Raw genomic sequence first — 18975 nt, 5'->3', positions numbered from 1 at the left:
CATGTCACACACATAGAAAAATACAAACTAACGAGGAGAATTCACATGAAAAAATTCAGTTTACTTTTTTTAGCCGTCATTTTGGCAGCTGCACTTGCTGCCTGCGATGACTCCAAGGACAAAGCCGGTGCAAAAGAAAACACCAAAGTAAAAATTGGTGTGAATGGATCCGATGGCGCCCAGTGGCCAATTTTGAAAGAAAAAGCAGCAAAAGAAGGCATTGACATTGAACTGGTAGAATTTGAAGATTACACCCTGCCAAACAACGCATTGGCACAGGGGGATATCGATTTAAATGCATTTCAGACGCTTGTTTTCCTGGCACAGTATAACAAAGAAAGCGGCAATGACATCGTACCGATCGGCTCTACTCAGTTTGCACCGCTTGGTCTGTATTCCAAAAAAATCAAAGAGCTTTCCGACGTGAAGAAAGGTGATCAGATCGCTGTTCCTGACGATCCGACCAATCAGGCACGTGCGTTGAAGCTGTTGGAGGCAGCGAAATTGATTAAACTGGATACTGATTTCGGGTTGTTTGATGGACCGGATAAAATTGCTGAAAATCCATTAAACTTGAAAATCACACCAATGGTAGCCCAGCAGACACCACGTTCCCTGGAAGATGTGGCTGCAGCGGTGATCAATAACGGAATTGCCGGTCAGGCTGGATTTGAACCTGCGAAGGATCCTATATTCAAAGAGTCAGCTAAGGATGATGCTTCCATTCCATATGTGAATCTGATCGCAGCCCGCGAAGAAGATAAAAATAATAAGGTTTATAAACGCATTGTGGAGCTGTACCAGGAAGATGATGTGAAGAAAGCCATCACAGAGGATACAAAGGGCGGTTCCATCCTGCAGGTAGTGCCGCAAGACAAATTAGACCAGGAATTTCAAAAACTAGTTAAATAAAGGGGCGTATTATAATGACCATCACAACTGAAACAAGAGATGTTATTTATCAATCGATTACAGACAACCGTGATTTGTATATTCAAACCAGCCACGACATACACGAACACCCGGAAATTGGAAACCAGGAATTTTATGCCAGCGAAAAACATGTGACACTGCTAAAAAATGCCGGGTTCGATGTACAGACAGCTGTAGCAGGCCATGAAACATCTTTCTTCGCTATAAAAGACAGTGGCAAGCCAGGAACGACTGTCGCTTATCTGGCTGAATATGATGCACTTCCCGGTTTAGGCCATGCTTGCGGTCATAACATTATCGGCACGACAAGTGTCGCAGCAGCCATTGCACTCGCGGAAATTTTACCTGAAGTCGGCGGCCGTGTAGCCGTTCTTGGAACACCCGCTGAAGAAGGCGGTCCGAACGGCAGTGCAAAAGGCAGCTTTGTACGGCATGGGTTTTTAAAAGATGTGGACATCGCCTTGATGATCCACCCAAGCGGAAAAACATCATTAACAAGCGAAACGTTAGCTGTGGATCCGCTGGATTTCCATTTCTATGGCAAACCTGCGCATGCTTCCGGTGCACCGGAAAAAGGAGTCAATGCACTGGACGCCGTCATTCAATTATTTGTCGGGATCAATGCCCTTCGTCAGCAATTGCCATCAGATGTCCGTGTACATGGGATCATCACACACGGCGGTGATGCACCTAATATTATTCCGGAATACGCTGCTGCACGTTTCTACATCCGGGCAGAGACTTGGAAAAAAACAACAGAGGTTGCTGAGAAAGTTCGCGCCATCGCCAAAGGGGCGTCGTTGGCAACAGGCACAACAGTCAAAATCGAACGTTTTCAAAATGAAGTGCGTGACTTCGTCCTGAATACAGTATTGGATGATGTCCTTCGTGAAGAATTGGAGCGCGTCGGCGAGACTGTAGTCGAGAATACAGTTGAAGGCAAGCAGGGAAAAGGTTCCACAGATGCAGGCAATATCAGCTACTCCGTGCCGACTGCGCATCCCCATATTAAAATCGGGCCAGATGATCTCATCGGCCATACTGCGGAATTCCGGGAAGCTGCAAAATCACCTGAAGGAGATGAAGCACTAATCAGGGGTGCGAAGGCATTAGCCGCATCAGGATTTCGGATTTTGACGGATAAAGAACTTTTGGCAAATATTCAAGCTGATTTTAAAGCAGAAGTTGCTAAAAAAGAACAAGCAGAATAGCAGTTTGAGACCCGCCAGATACAACGGCGGGTTTTGTACTGTCCAATGTAAGAGAAGGGTAATCCTTCATAAAAACTAAAATACAGTTTTATTTGTCTTACTTTTCTTTCAGCTGTTCAAACAGCTTCTCCACCGTTCCAATCCCGACATTCTTGTACTTTGCCAAAATCACCAACTCCTGTGGCAACTGACCGACCTGGAGGATCCCGTCTTCGTTCAATTGCCGCAAAAGGCTGGGAATGCCACTGAATTTCCCCGAGGCCAGGGAAACTTTCGCCAGTTTTTCTGTAACAACGATATAATCATCTTTATAGAAGAAAAACAATTCACCTGGCCTTTCCATAAGCAGGCGGCGGCGGCTTTTTTCTTCTTCTACGTAAATCTTCAATTCTGCAAAAAAAGTTTGATCATTGGAGGGATTATACCGTTTCACATAGGTGTGCAAACCTTCCAAATCCGCCGGGAGTTCACTTATGATCCGCGCCTGTTCTTCTGCGCCTAGCCGGACAAGAAAACGTTCGGATTTGGCAAACCGCTGGGGCAGCAAGAAAGCATCCCGTAAGAAATAGGGAATTTCTATGTACGCATCCTGATATGAAATTTTCCGGATGGTTGTCAAACCAGGTGTGTGGTTTTCCTGCTCTATTTCTCCTGTTCGCACACGCTCCAAATCTACAGCCGCTGCAGTTTCCGCTGAACCTTCCGACTGCATATCTTCAATGGAAGCAGACAGCAGCCGTTCTAACTTATCAAGACGTACCTGAAGCTCTGCCATATCATATGATTCATGTTGTTTAGGGTGGGGGTCCTTATAATCAGGGACATTCATATTAATTGGCCCGTAAACCTCGATATACCACTTTACAATGATATACAAAGCTTCCCATGAAAACAGTGCTTCGGAAAAACGAAAGTGCCGCACATCATGCGCCGCCCTATTTCCATTTAGCCTGACTGCATGCAAGGCATCCCGGACCTCTGATTGCAGAATGCCATGCTCATCCAATATACCCAGCTGTTGCATGAAAGTGGTATGTTTATTTAAAGATATCTTTTCGGTCAAAATGACTTTTTCAACAATTGCTTCTGTGAAATTACGTGCATGTGTCAGCATTGTTCTTGGGCTCGTGAATATACTATTCTCCAACTCTCGCGCCACATAAGCAAGCTCTTTGGAAAATGGTTCAAGAAATGCATAGAAATAAGTTTGTTCGTTCATGGATGTATCCTCGCGCTTTCAGTTGAAAATGTGATATGAATGATTATAACAAAATTGAGCCAGAGGGTCAGTCCCCCTGTCCAGTCACTTCAAATCTCACAACCCCATTATCTACCTTCCTTGCTACTTTACCTTCCGCTTCCAGGTACAACAGCCTTGTCAAGGTCGCCATGAATGAACTGAGCTGAAGTATGATATCGATCGTGCCATACATCTCCCGGCATACTTCATATGCCGTCTTTGGTTCGCGGCTTACAATGTCCATCACTCCCTGCAAGCGGTTGTAATGACTTTCCTTCAGTTTTGCGGAACGTTCAGCCAGATGATATACTGGCTCGCCATGGCCGGGTAAAACTATATCCGATGGAAAGTTAGCAATCAAATCGAGTGATGGCAGATAATCAGCCAGCGGATTCCCCTCTTCTCCTGACCATAGGCCAATCACCGGTGAAATATTTTTTAAAATATGATCCCCGATCAGCATGATCTTTTCTTGGCGATTATAGAAACAAAAATGGTCAGGTGCGTGTCCCGGCGTCCAGATGGTTTCATATAAATCATCACCTAACTGGATTTGCTCGTTGTTATGAAACGTTCCATCAGGCTGGAAGTCATAAATGAATGAATCTTCACCCATTTCAGGAGAAACTCTAGGGCCACCATGTTGTGCAACCAAACGGATAAGTTTTTTCACCGTGCTTTGGCCGCAATATTTCTGCATCTCTGCAACTCCCGGCTCTGAAACGAACACAGGCACACTGAAATCCTGCTGAAACCATTTGGCAAGTCCGATATGATCTTGATGAGTGTGCGTCAAAACAACTTTTTCTACGGAAATGCCAGTGTCGAGAAGACGTTTCCAAATTCCTATCGATTCATTGGAGTACATGCCAGTATCGACCACTGTATAACCTTGTTTTCCCTTCACCAGGTAAGCATTGACTGCGCCCATGCCGCCTGGGAAGGTGATGACCATTTTATAAATGTTTTTAGCTATTTCATTTAACATTTCCTTTCCCCTTTACCCCAAAAACTTCCTATCTTTCTTCTATTGTAACGTTTTAGCCAGACGGAAAGGAAATATTGCGCTTTCCACCCTAAAAAGGTTGCTTTGCGCATTTAGCGCAAAGCAACCTTTTTATCTGCAATCATATCCGCCATTTTTAAGTCTCTAATCCATCCCAAGAATCGCTTTTGGTTCCAGATATTCCTCGATACCAAAGTCTCCCCATTCGCGGCCGATACCAGATCGCTTATAACCGCCAAACGGTGCGGAATAATCCGCTTTTGCATTGTTGATGGTGATTCTTCCAGCCCGGATACTTTTGGCCACTTTTGCCAATGTTTCTTTATCTTTGCCAACCACATAACCGGCAAGACCATAGTCCGTATCGTTCGCGATCTCCATCGCTTCATCCAGTGAATTGGCATAAATTACAGACATGACCGGACCAAAAATTTCCTCACGCGCGATTGTCATTTGGTTATCGACATCGGTGAAAATCGTCGGTTTTGCGAAATATCCCTTTTCCAGACCGTCAGGCTTACCAGTTCCGCCGGCAAATAGAGTAGCTCCCTCGTCGATCCCTTTTTGAATATAATCCTGCACTCTGTTGAATATTTTTTCTGCTACAAGCGGGCCAGTGACCACATCCTCATCCAGCGGGTCGCCAACTTTATATTTCGGCAGATTTCGCTGTAACGCTTCTTCAAAATCTGCTTTCATATTAGCGGGGACAATGATTCTTGTAGCTGCGGTGCAGACTTGTCCGGTATTCATCATGATATGATGGATGGCGGTATTAGCCGCATATTCGGGATCCGCATCATCCAGCACGATGAGCGGGGACTTGCCGCCAAGCTCGAGTGCTACCTTTTTAATTGTTTTGGCGCCATTTTCCATTGTTTTTTGGCCAACGCCTACAGAACCAGTGAACGACACGAAGTCGATATCCGGGTGGGAGCTAATGCCATTTCCGATTTCCTCTCCTGTTCCATTTACCAGATTGAACACACCTTTTGGCAAGCCGACTTCATCAAATATCTCAGCCAATATCATTGCTGCAAACGGGGTCAGTTCAGCAGGCTTTAATACCATTGTACTGCCAGCCGCTAGTGCGCTGGCAATTTTCGTGGTTGTTTGGTTGGTAGGAAAATTCCATGGCGTGATTAATCCACTCACCCCAATGGGTTCTTTGATGACAGTGGAACGCTCACGCTCGTCTACAAATTGGAATTTTTTAAGCTCCTCTGCGGCTTGCGTGAAGTGGGCATAGCCCATTTGAAAATGGATTTCTTCTGATTTCTTCTTAGGGGAACCAAGCTCTTCCGTAATGGTTTCTACGATGTCTTCCTTGCGACGCTTATATTCTTCCGCGATTCTTTGCAGAAAGTCAATTCGCTCTTCACGCGTAGTTTGAGAAAAAGATGGAAATGCATCTCGTGCTGCCTGTACTGCTTTATCCAAATCTTCTGCTGTACCCAAACTAATTTTTCCAATCACTTCCTCCGTAGCTGGATTGTATACTTCAGTCATGTCTTTTCCGGTGGAATCTACCCATTCACCGTTTATATAATGCTTGAGATAGTTACGCATATTCATGTCTCCTTTTAAAGGTTTCGATGATCTTTACACTCATTTGTTTTCCCCTAACAAATGAATTGAAACGTACATCCCCGGCTTTGTTTTAAAGAGCATGAGTAACCTGTAAAAGGAACAAAGAGATACATTCATACAAATAGTAAAATAGCGGGCGCCAGAATTTCCGGCGTCCGCCTATATCATCAATAATTCCCGAATGTCTTCTTCTGTCATCATCTGCTCGGAAACTTCTTTTGCATCGATCACTTCCTCTGCCAGATGCCGCTTTTTCTCTTGCAACTCATTCATTTTTTCCTCGATTGTACCGCGAGCGACAAGCTTGATAACTTCTACAGCATGCTTCTGTCCGATGCGGTGCGCCCGGTCGGCGGCCTGTTCTTCGACGGCAGGATTCCACCAGTTATCATAAAGAATCACTGTATCAGCGCCAGTCAAATTGAGTCCGGTGCCGCCCGCTTTCAAGGAGATAAGAAATATATTCCGTTCCCCGCCATTGAATCGATCGCATCTTTGTATCCTCTCTTCGGAAGATGTATGGCCATCCAGATAGAAGAACGACATTCCTTTACCGGCCAACTCTCTGCCAATCAGTTTCAGCATTTCCGTGAACTGGGAAAAGACAAGCAACCTTCTGCCCGCATTCCTGGATTCCTCTAAAATCTCCATTAGCTGTTCGAATTTGGCAGAGCGGCCTTGATAGCCTTCTACAAATAATGCAGGGTGGCAGCATATTTGCCGAAGCCGTGTAAGACCGGCAAGTATTTTAATGCGATTTTTTCGCAATGTCTCTTGATCAAGATGCTTCAATGTATCATGTCTCAGTTTTGCCAGATAAGCAGCATATAGCTTCTTTTGCTCAGGAAGCAATTCCGCAGATTCCAGTGATTTGTTTTTTTCAGGCAGTTCCGCAAGTACATCTGCCTTTGTTCTCCTCAGCAGGAATGGACGAATTCTGCGAATGATTTTTTTTCTGGGAAGAAAGCTATACTCCCGCAATCCTTGAAACAGTTCAGGAAATACCACATGAAAAATTGCCCATAACTCTTCCAATGTATTTTCAATTGGTGTACCAGTAAGGGCAAAACGATACTTTGCCTGAACCTTTTTCACTGCCCTAGCTGTTTGTGTAACTGGATTCTTAAATGTCTGGGCCTCATCAAAAAATGCTGTATGAAAGTTTTGTTTTTCATACCATCTACTATCTGCACGAAGCAAAGGATAAGAGGTAACAATCACATCTTTTTTCATGGCATTCTTTTGCAGCATGATTCGTTCTGTCTGATTTCCATCGATGACTTCTGCCTTCATATCCGGAGCAAAGCGGCTAATTTCATGCAGCCAGTTATACGTTAGCGAGGATGGGCAAACAATCAGCACAGGCTGTTTGCTGTTTCGAATATCAGAAAGGTTGGAAACGATGAAGGCAATGCTTTGCAATGTTTTTCCCAGACCCATATCATCAGCAAGTATTCCTCCGAACCCATAACTGGCAAGGAATTTCATCCATTGGTATCCTTGTTTTTGATAGTCGCGCAATACAGGATCCAGATTCTTTGGCACCTCAAATCCCGATCTATCCATTTGCTGTAAATCTGCTAAAAACTGACGGAACGAATCTTCAAACTGAAATACTTCCGCGTCATTGGCAGCGTCCAGAAGGCGAAATCCGCGGATGACCGGGACATTTAATCCGCTTTCCACATCCTCTTCCTGTGCCCCTGCTGCATGCAAAAAACGATGGATCTCCTCAAACTCTCTCGTTTCAAGTGATAACAAGGAGCCGCTTGCTAAACGATAATACTTTCTCTTTTCCTCTAATGCTCGCAGAATATCCTTGACCTGCTGATCGGGGATGCCGTCCATATCAAAGGTGAATTCCAGCCAATTAGTTCGTTCCTTCTTGAATTTTACCCGAATCCGCGGATGGGCGTGCTTTTTTAAAACCCGGTTCCTCACTGCTGTTGTCGCGTAAACCTGCATCTGTTTCTCCAAATCAGGGAGCCGATGGTATAAAAAGGTATATTCCAATGCTTCATTATGCATATAATAACCCGATTCCGTTTCGGTAAATTGGCTGTCCCGCATCGATTGTAAAATAGCCTCCTCTTTCGCTTCATCTCTTACAATCATGAAACTCACCGGCTCCTCCTGCAGCGGATTGAAGACAACACCTTCATAATGGAATTCCAGGCCGGCCAGTAAACGATTGTTCACACGGTCCAGGTAGAGCTTGGCTTTCAACGGCGTTTTCACCAGCTGGTTTGTCATGGAGACAGGCAGTGTCACCTCCCCCATTTTTTTCAAACCGGGAACCACCTTCTTCAAAAAGTAAGGTACTTGGGCTTTAGAAATCGGTATATGTCTGGAATCAGCAGAGGCAAGCATTTGCTGCAATTCAGAAAGTCGTCGGCTTTCTTCCGCTTCCAATTGCATCAATTTTCCTTGGGATATAACAGTATGATAAGCGAGCATCTGCTTGATATGTTCCAACCCTTTTATTTCCAGTGCATAAGTATCGTTAACCGTATCGAAAAAAACGAATTGTAACGGGAGCGGATGACTTGCCGTGCAAAGGCCGCTATATATCTTATCCCGGCATACCAGTTTTACATGTGGAGCCTCGGAGAGCAGCGGGACAAGCTTTTCCCAGGCGGATGGCGGGATAATCAGTGTATGGCTGCCGATTGGATGGCCCAGCGGTGGCATTGCGTCTTGATAGAGTTTTTCATCCCTGGCCACTTGAATCAGCTGTTGTATCACATCATCTGTTTCATTTTGAAAACAGTGCAAGCTTGGTTCATATGTAAAATCAGTTGATATGACACTTGGTATCCTTGTTTCCACATGTTCTAAAAAATCCCGGATATTGCGTACCTGGTGTGTACCGATCATCATCTCCACACCGAACATATCCTCCCTCTTATCCATGGAAACCGGTTTGCAAAAAAACATCACCTCGAGCAATTGCCTGCTTTCAAAATGACGCTGATAACCGCTTGGCAACTTTTCTGGCTCATGAAAGAGACGCAGCATACCATCTGATAATACCCTATTGGTTTGCAAAGCCGATGGGATGTTCTTTTGCCGTTGTGCCGTTATAGCGAGCATCACTGCTGCCACATGCTGACATGCATATTTCACAGAAGCCAGCTCGGGACAGCTGCAGGCTGTATGTACACCTAATTTATTGGAGGGTTTCCTTTCGATCATGACTCGGAAATTCTCCGTTCCGGAGACGGTTGCCTCACATCGATCAGGGCTGTCATATTCAAATGCAACTTTATTTGCCCGATAATAGGTATTGCCTTTTTTGAAGGAGACGGCCCCGCATATTTTTTTTATTTCATCCTGGGTCCAAACCATATCCACGCTACTCCGCTCCTTTTCGACAGATGAATGACCAGCTCGTTTCCGAATGTCCCATTTGAATAAGATGCACCAAAAACGGAACTTATGATCCTGACTGTATTATAATGCCAGCGAAATTTTACTGCAATGCCTGAGAAACATCCATCTGCATAGGTTTTGCGACCAGTGATTCGCAAAGTCCTATCCTCGGCATAAAAGCCCCCACAATTATCCAATATTTTGTGGAGGCAAGTTTCGCTATACATTTTTCTGCTTCATGATCTTCTTTACAAATGTCATATCGACTTTAACATAAGGCTGATCTTTTTGTTTCGTTTACTAAATAACCAGTTAATGCTATCAAGCACATTCCTTTTTCTGAATGCTGACTATTGCTGCTTCATATTTTGACTTAGTTGATCAACAGCCAGTATAGCATTCGCCACATCTTCGGGAGTAATATCTACTGACAGGTTATCCATTGTTTCCCCTTCTTTTGTAGCTGCTGCCCCAACTTTTAACAAATCTTCATAAGTTGCTTGTTCTAAATGCATTGCCTGTAATGTTGTCGGTAAATCCAGCGCATTATAAAAAGAGATATACTTTCGGATTTCCTGTTCATCATGCAATTCCAACAATAATTGAACCAGTGTCCCATATGCTACTTTTTCACCATGAGTCAAATTGTGGATGTCTCCATCAAGAACGGTAAAACCGTTATGGATGGCATGCGCCCCAGCCAACCCGCCACTTTCAAAACCCAAACCAGAAAGTAATGTGTTCGCCTCTACAACTGCTTCTACTTGTTTAGTTACCAGTCCTTTTTGGACAGCTTTGTATGCAGGAAGGCCGTATTTGAATAAGGTTTCCTCACATGTCCTTGCAATTGCTTTGGCTGCAATACTCGATTTTCCTCCAGCCATTGCCGTGCCATTATTTTTTATAGTGGCTCTCGCCTCTATCCAAGTCGCCATCGCATCCGCAATCCCTGATGAAAAGAAACGGGCAGGTGCTTTTGCCACAATAGCGGTATCTACCAGCACAAGGTCGGGGTTTTTCTGATAAAATTTATAAGATTCAAAGACACCTTCATCACTATAAATAACAGATAGAGCACTTGTGGGAGCATCCGTAGAAGCAGTTGTCGGGACAATGACAACGGGGACATCCAATCCGTCTGCGATGGCTTTCGCAGCATCCAATGTCTTGCCTCCCCCTACTCCAATGATAAAATCAACCAGTTGATCCTGCCCTTCTGCAATGACCCGATTTATTTCATTCAATGATGCTTCTCCATTAAATGCAACGTAATGGAAATCAGTTTGCTCAGCTTGCAAGCCGTTAATAATTTGATCGCTAGTAATGTTCCAGACGACTTCATCTGACAGAACAAGTGGTTTTTTTCCAATACCATTTACATGATACCCGATGTTACTCAGCTCATCTTTTCCCTGAATATATTTACCAGGTGATTTAAATATGATTGTTGACATATAACCTCACTCCTCTGATAAGTCGTTACACATTCATCTTATCTGTTTTCAGCAAATTTGAAAAGTGGTTTGTGAATCATTTCACAAATTATTCAAGATTGGACTTTCAACCAATTTTTTAGCGATGAATCACATAACATATTAAAGATTCAAATTTTCAAAAAACAAAAGCTTATATTATGGTAGAATATATCACAGAAGCATTCAATTTTATCGGAGGTGATACCATGTCATTCCAATCCACAATGAAGACCGCAGCAATCAGTGACATGCAACAAGCAATGCAAACTGGTGAGCTGACATCTAAACAACTTACAAAAATGTACTTGGAGCGAATCGCTGCATATAATGATGCCGGTCCACGACTAAATGCTGTCCTGGAACTGAACCCCGATGTGTTGCATATCGCAGAAGCTCTTGATGTGGAGAGAAAAAACGGAGTTATTCGCGGGCCGCTCCATGGTATACCGATCTTGCTCAAAGATAATATAGATACAGCGGATAAAACACATACCACTGCTGGTTCCGTGGCAATCGCCAACCATTATGCGGCAGAAGATGCCTTCGTTGCCAAAAAGCTGCGAGAAGCAGGGGCTGTATTATTGGGAAAAACCAATCTAACGGAATGGGCAAATTTTATGGCAGAAAATATGCCTAATGGCTATAGTTCGCTCGGCGGGCAGGTAAGAAATCCTTATGGTCCGGAAAAATTCGATGTGGGTGGTTCCAGTTCCGGATCCGGCGCCGCCATTGCTGCAGGTTTTGCCGCCGGGGCAATCGGTACTGAAACAAGCGGGTCTATTTTGAGCCCGGCAAGCCGTAATTCATTGGTTGGCATCAAGCCAACAGTCGGTCTGATCAGCCGCAGCGGTATCATTCCGATTTCAAACAGCCAGGATACTCCCGGACCTATGGCAAAAACCGTAGAAGATGCTGCCATTTTGTTAGGTTCGCTGACCGGTTTTGACAAAAACGATCCGGCTACATTAACCAATCACCACGTTATTACCGATTACACTCCTTTCTTGCTGGAAACAGGGTTACAGAATAAACGGATCGGTGTCTCCCGGCAATACCTTGCATCATTTACCGAAGAAGAGCAAGCCATTTTCAACAGGGCCATGGAGAAAATGAAAGCTCTGGGTGCCACCATCATTGAATCCGTTTCGCTTTGTGCAGATCTCCCAGAGTCGAGTGTTATGCACCATGAATTCAAAAATGGCGTCAACGCTTACTTAGCAAATCTGCCTGCAGCTGAATCTGTTCGGTCCCTGACAGATGTGATCCACTACAATCTCACGCATGCCGGCTCAGCTCTGAAATACGGACAAACTGTATTGCTGGCATCCGAAGCCAAAAGCGGTACGCTGACAGAGATGGGGTATATAACGGACAGATTGGCAGACCTGAGGTTGTCTCAGGATGAAGGAATCGATCAGGCTATGTCAGAGCATCATCTGGACGCCTTGCTTTTTATCAATTATGCCGGATGTGATATCGCAGCGAGAGCTGGCTACCCCTCTATTACAGTTCCCGCAGGGTATACAAGCGACGGCTTACCAGTTGGTGTTACGTTTACAGGTCAGGCATTTGCAGAACCCCAATTGCTCGAACTGGCTTATGCCTTCGAGCAAGCAACCAAGCATCGAAAAGCACCAGCGCTTTAAGGCTGGTGCCAGACTTAATTGCCAGACAGGCATGCAGGTTTTCGTATTGTTATTTTCCAATCAGCCCCTGTCTGGATATGATATGTTCTTGCAAACGAACCCTGATTGAGGGCGACTCCCACATTGTCCAAGGAATTCACATATAATAGTGGTTCTCCTAAACGACTATCGGCAAAAGAATGGCCGAATGTCATGGTATTTTTATATACCTGGTGAGCGTTATCAGCAATCACTACATCCAGCGAGTCTCCATATTCCACGCCAGCTTCAAGAAACAACTCACGGCTGATATTCATCCATAGGTTTCCAAAACGGACATCCAGGATATCGATATTGCCGAAGACCTCGTTTTCCTTCGCTGATGCTACTGGTCTTTCCAATTCGATGATCGCATCGACATCAACGACTGGTCCCACTTCCTCAAAAGAAATGACATTCGCTGCAAGGCGGGCGCCGGTATACGCGTACACATCCCGACCATGAAACGTATAGGATTCCCCGGAATGCGGCAGACGATTAAGACTTTCATCAATTTCCCTTGCCTCCAAAATCCCGATATCCTGCTTAATATGTGTCAATGTCCCATTATCCGGTGTGACAATATAATGGTTAGTTGCGGTTTTTACCACCACACTTAATCTGTCCGTACCGACACCAGGGTCCACTACAGATACAAATACCGTTTTCTCCGGCCAATAATTAAACGTTTGATACAAACGATAAGACCCTTCCCAAATATTGTATTGCGGGATGTCGTGGGTAAGGTTAGAAATCCTGATCTCAGGGTCCACTGTGTTGGCAACGCCATACATCGCACTTACCGCTCCGTCACTTAAACCGAAATCTGACTGCAACACTAAATTTCTTTTCATTATGCATCCTCCTCAGCTATTTCATGGCTCCTGCAGTATAGTGTGGCCGTTGCAGATCCTTGGCATTCTCCAAGCATTAGTGAATGGTGTCCTTGCATCGGGACAGTATCGAAACAAGTTACATCCTACTGTTTTTGCCGGCAAAAGAAAAACCACGCCCTTAATCAATTACGATAAGGACGTGGTTTGAATATACGCGGTACCACCTTATTTCACTGTATGCTCGCACATACAGCCTTCATTAGTATGTCAAATCCTATAGGATCTTGCATACTTGGCACGTGTAACGGATGCCATCTCGTCGAAACCTACTAATGTCCCCACTGGCGACATGTTCAGCAGCGCAACTCCAAGGCCATTTTTCAGATCCGCATTTTTCGCTTCTTTTCAGCTTCCGAAGCTCTCTTTAGAAAAATCGCCAGAACTTACTTTCCTCTTCCATGTCTTTCTTACAGTTGTTGTTATATAATTTAGACTTATTATACAGATGAAGTCCAGGCTATGCAAGTGTCTCCTTCAATATTTCTTGTGTGCAATCATGCCGGCCAGCCGCATTCTTATTTGCTGACCGGTTCCTGGACTATGTATAATTAATGCATCCATTATTTATAAGGATCTCATTTTCTGATCCATATTTCAAAGGAGTTTACCATGTTAAAATATACGATTTGTTTCATCCAAAGAGGCAATCAGCTACTGCTCCTGAACAGAGAAAAAAGCCCCAACATGGGGAAGTGGAACGGTGTGGGCGGCAAAATTGAAAAGAATGAATCTCCCAAAGAAAGCATATTAAGAGAGGTTTCCGAGGAAACCGGCATTGTGCTTCCTACAGTGACATATGCGGGAAACGTCATCTGGAAAAGTAATGGCGAATATGCCGGTATGTATGTTTTCCTCGCAGATCTGCCGTCTGGTTGCCATCCTGCGACATTGGTCAAAACCAGAGAGGGGATACTGGATTGGAAAGAAATCACCTGGGTGTTGGACCGGGATAACCATGGTGTTGTCGACAACTTAAAACAATTCTTACCTCTCCTATTGAGTGGCCATTATGGCTTGGAACATATTTTCTTTTACCAAAACCATAGGATACTGGACTATACAACCAGACCTTTGCCTTTCGATGCTACGCTTCATTCTTCTTAAATATCTATAGTAAGCCATTTCCCAAGAACCCTTATTTAGAGATGGGGCTCAGTTCTGTTACAGTTCTCTCGCGAATATATAATGGATATAGCAAACTGAAGGGGCTGAGCATTATGGTGGTAGCGGGCGGTAAATACCTGGAAGTCGACACAGGAGTGGAGATGTTCATCCAGGATGTTGGTGAAGGAGAGCCCATTATTTTCATACCTGGTTTCACTTTCACGACTGAGGTTTTCTCCAAACAAGTAGCGTACTTTTCTAAAACACACCGGGTCATCGTGTTGGATCCAAGGAGCCATGGGCGGTCAACGATTACCCCACACGGCAATGACTATGTCACACACGGGGCTGATTTAGCCAAAATACTTGAACAATTAGAAGTGAAGCAAGCAACACTAGCCGGGTGGTCTTTTGGCTGTTTCACCGTTTGGGAGTATATCAGACAGTGCGGTACAAGTAATGTGAAATCCTTGGTCTTGATTGATATGCCGCCCAAATCCTTATCTGCACAAGAAGGGGATTGGGTGGAAGGCACATTGGATGACATGGCAGCTGTCTATCATACGTATTTACGAAATCCCCAGGGACAAAGGACATTCATCAGCAACTATGTGAAGCAGGTAATGATTCAGCGTGAAACGACTCCAGAGGAACTTATGTGGCTGGTCGAGCAGTCTTTAAGAACACCATATCATATTGCGGCCAATCTTTTTTCTTCTGGATTATTTTCTGACTATCGTGAGGAAGCGAAGAAAGCAAGTGAATCCGTACCGACGTTGACCGTGTTGGCTGAACATTGGGCAGAAACCGCCAATTCCTATATTCAGCGGATTTTTCCGCACACAAAAATTGAAATTCTCGGCGGCCATATGATGTTTTGGGAGCATGCAGATCGATTCAATTTCTTAATGGAGGATTTTTTGAAGGGATAGTAAGCGAAGGCCAGGATGCAACCAAAATGCACACCTGGCCTTTTGTCCGTGTAACGCGGCATTTATCAGCACAAGGGATTTATTCACAAAAACTGGGGATTTTAATACTACAAAGATGCAAAAGCTGCACGAGGTGATCAGATGAAACGTAAAATGATTATTGCTATCAGCCTGGTATATGCCATTTTCATGATAATCCTTGCTGTATACTTTTTCAGCACAGGCGATACAAAAAAAGCCATGGTAGGGATAGGTGGATTCGTTTGCGGTGCTATCCCTTTCATACTCTCTCTCTTTACAAAGTTCAAATTCCGTTTGTCAATTGTCGTTTCTTACATCATCTTTTTGTTCGGCTCACAGTACCTTGGTTCCATCAGAGGCTGGTACGGATTTGGATGGTGGGACACTTTTATCCACTTTATCAGCGGCGGCATGCTCGCTTTCATGGCCATCGCGCTATACGAGCGCCTCGTCCATCGCAATGCGGGAGATGATATTTCTCCTGGGTTTGTATTCCTGTTCATACTTGGATTTTCTGCACTCGGAGGAGTGTTGTGGGAGGTGTATGAATTCAGCTGCGACCAGATCTTTCACACGACAATGCAAGGCGGCGGAAATTTTGACACCATGTCGGACTTGATTGCGGGTATGGTGGGTTCATGCATTATCGCAGTCTGCTCCTGGATAAGGACCATTTTGAAACAGAAACAAAAGTCTCTGTAAGTCAAAAACAGAGCATAAGAATGCTCTGCTTTGCAGCATGAATCTATTATCTTAAATAATATTTTCCCGTAAAGGTCTTAATCAACTGGTTCCCCCCGCATCATCTTCTCGAACTTTTTCATCTGCGGATGCTGTATTTCACTTAAAGAAGAAAATGTTTCTTCTGTTTTAGCATCTGCCCGGATGCCGATACGGGTACCTTCTGCGTCCTTAAGCACCCCTTCCTTTTTGCCGTCTTGATGTGGGGTAGTTTCAGCAGGCACATTTCTGTGTTCCATACAATCGAACTCCCTTCCCTTATATTGGAAGAGATACCCCCATGGAGAAGGAGTATCCCAGAGATGGTTATTGACGCTTTTTCGTTTTTTTATTGTTATATTTTTCGTTGGCCGTGAGTGGTTCGTTCGCAAATTCATGATCGAACTGCTTGGAAAGCTTTTTCCTTACTGCTTGTTCATCACTGAACCCGCCGTTTGGCAGCTTTTTTCTGGACATCGAAAAACACCTCCATGCTTTTATCCTGCCTGTTGCACACGAATAATATGTACAGAAAACCATCAATCACACATTTTACCCCTCGAGAAATTACCGATATGCTTTTTTTCGCATTCCTTTTCAAAATAAAATGCCGGACATAAATCCGGCATTTTATTTTTTCATTTCCGAAGCTCCTTTTATGTCCGCCGCATATATGCACGAACTGTTATCGGTGCAAAAATTGCCACAATCACTGTCGCTCCAATGAGAGAGATGGTTAGATCCGAACCTGCCGTCCCATGGTTCGTTAGTTCTCTTACAGCAGTGACAAGATGGGAGATGGGATTGATTTTCACAAACCATTGCAGCCAGTCAGGCATAGTCTCCACAGGGACAAAGGCATTGGAGAGAAACGTCAATGGAAACAGCACAATCATTGAAATCCCCTGTACACTGGAAGCAGTACGGGCAATCACGCCGAAGAATGCAAATATCCAGCTGATAGCCCAGGAACAAACGATGACAAGCAAAGCGGCCATCACAACAGAACCCAGGCCCCCATCAGGGCGATAACCCATGATATATCCCATGGTGAATGTGAGCACGGTAGCAATTGTATACCGGACAGTATCTGCCGTTAAAGCGCCTGCTAATGGTGCAATACGGGCGATGGGCAATGACTTGAACCGATCAAATACCCCTTTATCCATATCTTCTCTCAATTGGACACCCGTCACGACAGAAGTGGTGATCACAGTCTGTACTAGAATACCCGGTATAATGACAGGTAAATAACTCTGTACATCTCCTGAAATCGCTCCGCCAAAAATATAGGTGAACATTAAGGTGAAAATAATGGGCTGAAGTGTGACGTCAAATAATTGCTCTGGTGTTCGTTTTATTTTCAGCAAGCCTCTATATGCCATCGTTAGCGAATTGCGCACGGACTGCCGAAAGCTTGGTTTATTGCGTAAAGGCTGCTGTGCTGCACGGTTCATTGCGATACTGCTTTTCATATGCTCGCCTCCTCCTTATGCACTTGATGAGATGCTTTTGCTGCACTTTCTTTCACTTCCTGGCCAGTGATCGTCAAAAACACTTCATCTAAACTCGGCTTCTGTACGCTCAGCTCAGAGAGTTGGATTCCTTCTTCACGAAAGGCGATAAGCAGGTCCGTTACCTTATCGGCATCTGCCATCGGTGCGGTAATTCCCCTGCCCTCCGGTAAAACCGTAGATGGCACCTGAAGCACTTGCTCAATTGTGTGACGAGCATGTTGAATATCCTTTGAATGCTGCATGATCAGATGAAGCGACGAAGTACCAATCGATGCTTTCAGTTCATTCACAGTGCCTTCCGCAACTACACGTCCACGATCGATGACAGCAATCCGATCAGTTAGTTCATCAGCTTCTTGCAAGTATTGGGTGGTCAAAAGCACGGTGGAACCGTTATGGACCAGCCGGCGGATGGTATCCCACATCTGATTACGTGTGCGCGGATCAAGACCTGTAGTGGGTTCATCTAAAAAAATCAGCGGTGGCTGCGCGATAAGACTCGCCGCCAAGTCCAGCCGGCGCCGCATTCCTCCGGAGAATTTTTTCAATGGACGTTTTGCAGCCTCTGTCAAGTTGAATTCCTCCAGCAGATCCGCTGCCTTTTTCCTTGCTTCCGCTCTTCCCAATCCAAGCAATCGGGAAAAGATGATTAAGTTCTCGGTAGCACTTAAAGATTCATCGACTGATGCATACTGGCCGGTTACACCTATCAACTGCCGGACCATTTGCGGTTCTTTCTCCACATCGTGACCAAAAATGCGTGTCGAGCCTGCGTCAGCACGCAGCAGCGTCGCCAGCATTCTGATTGTGGTCGTTTTTCCCGCTCCATTTGGTCCCAGCACACCATAAATTGAACCTGCACGTACATTCAAATCTACACCATCTACTGCGCGGTTATCACCAAACGTTTTGACAAGTCCACGCGCTTCAACAGCTAAATCACCATGGTTTGGTGCTACTTTGTTTTTGTCAGCAATTTGCATTGCCATTCCTCCTCGCTTTTCCTACTTCACTATAATTCGTGCGAAACATTTTAGAAACGAACGCACGACGGAGAAACTCTCCGCCCCGCGACGGGTTTCTGCCAACTGCTATCAGACACCTTCATAAGTCGCTCAAAAGGAATCATAAAATGTATTTATGAACTGTATATGAACAATAATTACTTGAGAAGGTTGAAGCGTTGGGAAATCGGTTGCAATGAAGCATCATTCGCATAAAAAAGGCATCAATCAGCGTATGATCGATGCCACAAACTATCCCCATATATTTAAGTTGCTTATGTATCAACACT

Annotated in this window: 16 protein-coding genes and 1 other annotated feature; of the genes, 6 read left to right on the top strand and 10 right to left on the bottom strand. The window is 44.6% G+C overall.

Features of this window, described 5'->3' with window-relative positions; all coding sequences use genetic code 11:
- Positions 1-45: 45 nt before the first annotated feature.
- Positions 46-912, top strand: coding sequence for a MetQ/NlpA family ABC transporter substrate-binding protein (locus ACFSMW_RS07980; protein ID WP_390354570.1), 867 nt, complete (start codon positions 46-48; stop codon positions 910-912).
- Positions 913-926: 14 nt separating this feature from the next.
- Positions 927-2144, top strand: coding sequence for a M20 family metallopeptidase (locus tag ACFSMW_RS07975; RefSeq protein WP_390354568.1), 1218 nt, complete (start codon positions 927-929; stop codon positions 2142-2144).
- Positions 2145-2241: 97 nt separating this feature from the next.
- Here the strand turns inward: ACFSMW_RS07975 and ACFSMW_RS07970 are convergent, their stop codons facing one another.
- From ACFSMW_RS07970 to ACFSMW_RS07950, 5 genes are all read right to left on the bottom strand, one after another.
- Positions 2242-3363 (bottom strand): DUF4145 domain-containing protein, encoded by a 1122-nt coding sequence (locus ACFSMW_RS07970; RefSeq protein ID WP_390354566.1) that lies wholly within the window; start codon positions 3361-3363, stop codon positions 2242-2244.
- 67 nt (positions 3364-3430) lie between these two features.
- A complete protein-coding gene (locus ACFSMW_RS07965; protein WP_390354564.1) occupies positions 3431-4372 on the bottom strand; it encodes an MBL fold metallo-hydrolase in 942 nt (313 codons plus the stop codon).
- Between the two features lie 162 nt (positions 4373-4534).
- Positions 4535-5959 carry an aldehyde dehydrogenase family protein gene (locus ACFSMW_RS07960; protein ID WP_390354562.1) on the bottom strand — a complete coding sequence of 475 codons (1425 nt, stop codon included), beginning with the start codon at positions 5957-5959 and terminating at the stop codon, positions 4535-4537.
- A gap of 180 nt (positions 5960-6139) precedes the next feature.
- Complete coding sequence (locus ACFSMW_RS07955; protein WP_390354773.1) at positions 6140-9328, bottom strand: SNF2 helicase associated domain-containing protein; 3189 nt, start codon at positions 9326-9328, stop codon at positions 6140-6142.
- Positions 9329-9702: 374 nt separating this feature from the next.
- Positions 9703-10806, bottom strand: a complete 1104-nt coding sequence (locus tag ACFSMW_RS07950) for a glycerol dehydrogenase (RefSeq protein ID WP_390354561.1) — start codon at positions 10804-10806, stop codon at positions 9703-9705.
- Between the two features lie 227 nt (positions 10807-11033).
- Between ACFSMW_RS07950 and ACFSMW_RS07945 the strand changes: the two genes are divergently transcribed.
- Complete coding sequence (locus tag ACFSMW_RS07945; protein WP_390354560.1) at positions 11034-12473, top strand: amidase family protein; 1440 nt, start codon at positions 11034-11036, stop codon at positions 12471-12473.
- Between the two features lie 14 nt (positions 12474-12487).
- Here ACFSMW_RS07945 and ACFSMW_RS07940 read toward each other — a convergent pair whose 3' ends face one another.
- Positions 12488-13345 carry an SAM hydrolase/SAM-dependent halogenase family protein gene (locus ACFSMW_RS07940; protein ID WP_390354558.1) on the bottom strand — a complete coding sequence of 286 codons (858 nt, stop codon included), beginning with the start codon at positions 13343-13345 and terminating at the stop codon, positions 12488-12490.
- A gap of 172 nt (positions 13346-13517) precedes the next feature.
- Positions 13518-13795, bottom strand: a binding site (T-box leader).
- A gap of 201 nt (positions 13796-13996) precedes the next feature.
- On the opposite strand from ACFSMW_RS07940, the gene ACFSMW_RS07935 reads away from it, so the two are divergent.
- The 3 genes from ACFSMW_RS07935 to ACFSMW_RS07925 all read left to right on the top strand — a co-directional run bounded on the left by ACFSMW_RS07935 (position 13997) and on the right by ACFSMW_RS07925 (position 16146).
- Positions 13997-14491 (top strand): NUDIX hydrolase, encoded by a 495-nt coding sequence (locus tag ACFSMW_RS07935; protein WP_390354557.1) that lies wholly within the window; start codon positions 13997-13999, stop codon positions 14489-14491.
- A 113-nt stretch (positions 14492-14604) separates the two neighbouring features.
- Positions 14605-15423 (top strand): alpha/beta fold hydrolase, encoded by an 819-nt coding sequence (locus tag ACFSMW_RS07930; RefSeq protein WP_390354556.1) that lies wholly within the window; start codon positions 14605-14607, stop codon positions 15421-15423.
- Between the two features lie 141 nt (positions 15424-15564).
- Positions 15565-16146 carry a DUF2238 domain-containing protein gene (locus ACFSMW_RS07925; RefSeq protein ID WP_390354555.1) on the top strand — a complete coding sequence of 194 codons (582 nt, stop codon included), beginning with the start codon at positions 15565-15567 and terminating at the stop codon, positions 16144-16146.
- Between the two features lie 77 nt (positions 16147-16223).
- Here the strand turns inward: ACFSMW_RS07925 and ACFSMW_RS07920 are convergent, their stop codons facing one another.
- The 4 genes from ACFSMW_RS07920 to ACFSMW_RS07905 all read right to left on the bottom strand — a co-directional run bounded on the left by ACFSMW_RS07920 (position 16224) and on the right by ACFSMW_RS07905 (position 18664).
- Positions 16224-16424 (bottom strand): hypothetical protein, encoded by a 201-nt coding sequence (locus tag ACFSMW_RS07920; protein ID WP_390354553.1) that lies wholly within the window; start codon positions 16422-16424, stop codon positions 16224-16226.
- Positions 16425-16491: 67 nt separating this feature from the next.
- On the bottom strand, positions 16492-16641 hold the full coding sequence (gene sspO, locus ACFSMW_RS07915) for a small acid-soluble spore protein O (protein WP_390354552.1): 150 nt from the start codon (positions 16639-16641) through the stop codon (positions 16492-16494).
- A gap of 179 nt (positions 16642-16820) precedes the next feature.
- Positions 16821-17621, bottom strand: coding sequence for an ABC transporter permease (locus tag ACFSMW_RS07910; protein WP_390354771.1), 801 nt, complete (start codon positions 17619-17621; stop codon positions 16821-16823).
- Between the two features lie 14 nt (positions 17622-17635).
- The gene (locus tag ACFSMW_RS07905; protein WP_390354550.1) at positions 17636-18664 is read right to left on the bottom strand and encodes an ATP-binding cassette domain-containing protein; all 1029 of its coding nucleotides are present in this window, start codon (positions 18662-18664) and stop codon (positions 17636-17638) included.
- Positions 18665-18975: the final 311 nt, after the last annotated feature.

Origin of the sequence: Tigheibacillus halophilus, from assembly GCF_042683165.1 — a bacterium.
Taxonomy (GTDB): Bacteria; Bacillota; Bacilli; order Bacillales; family Amphibacillaceae; genus Tigheibacillus; species Tigheibacillus halophilus.
Note: the sequence above shows the minus strand (reverse complement) of the source record. Positions and strands in the feature narration are given on the sequence as shown.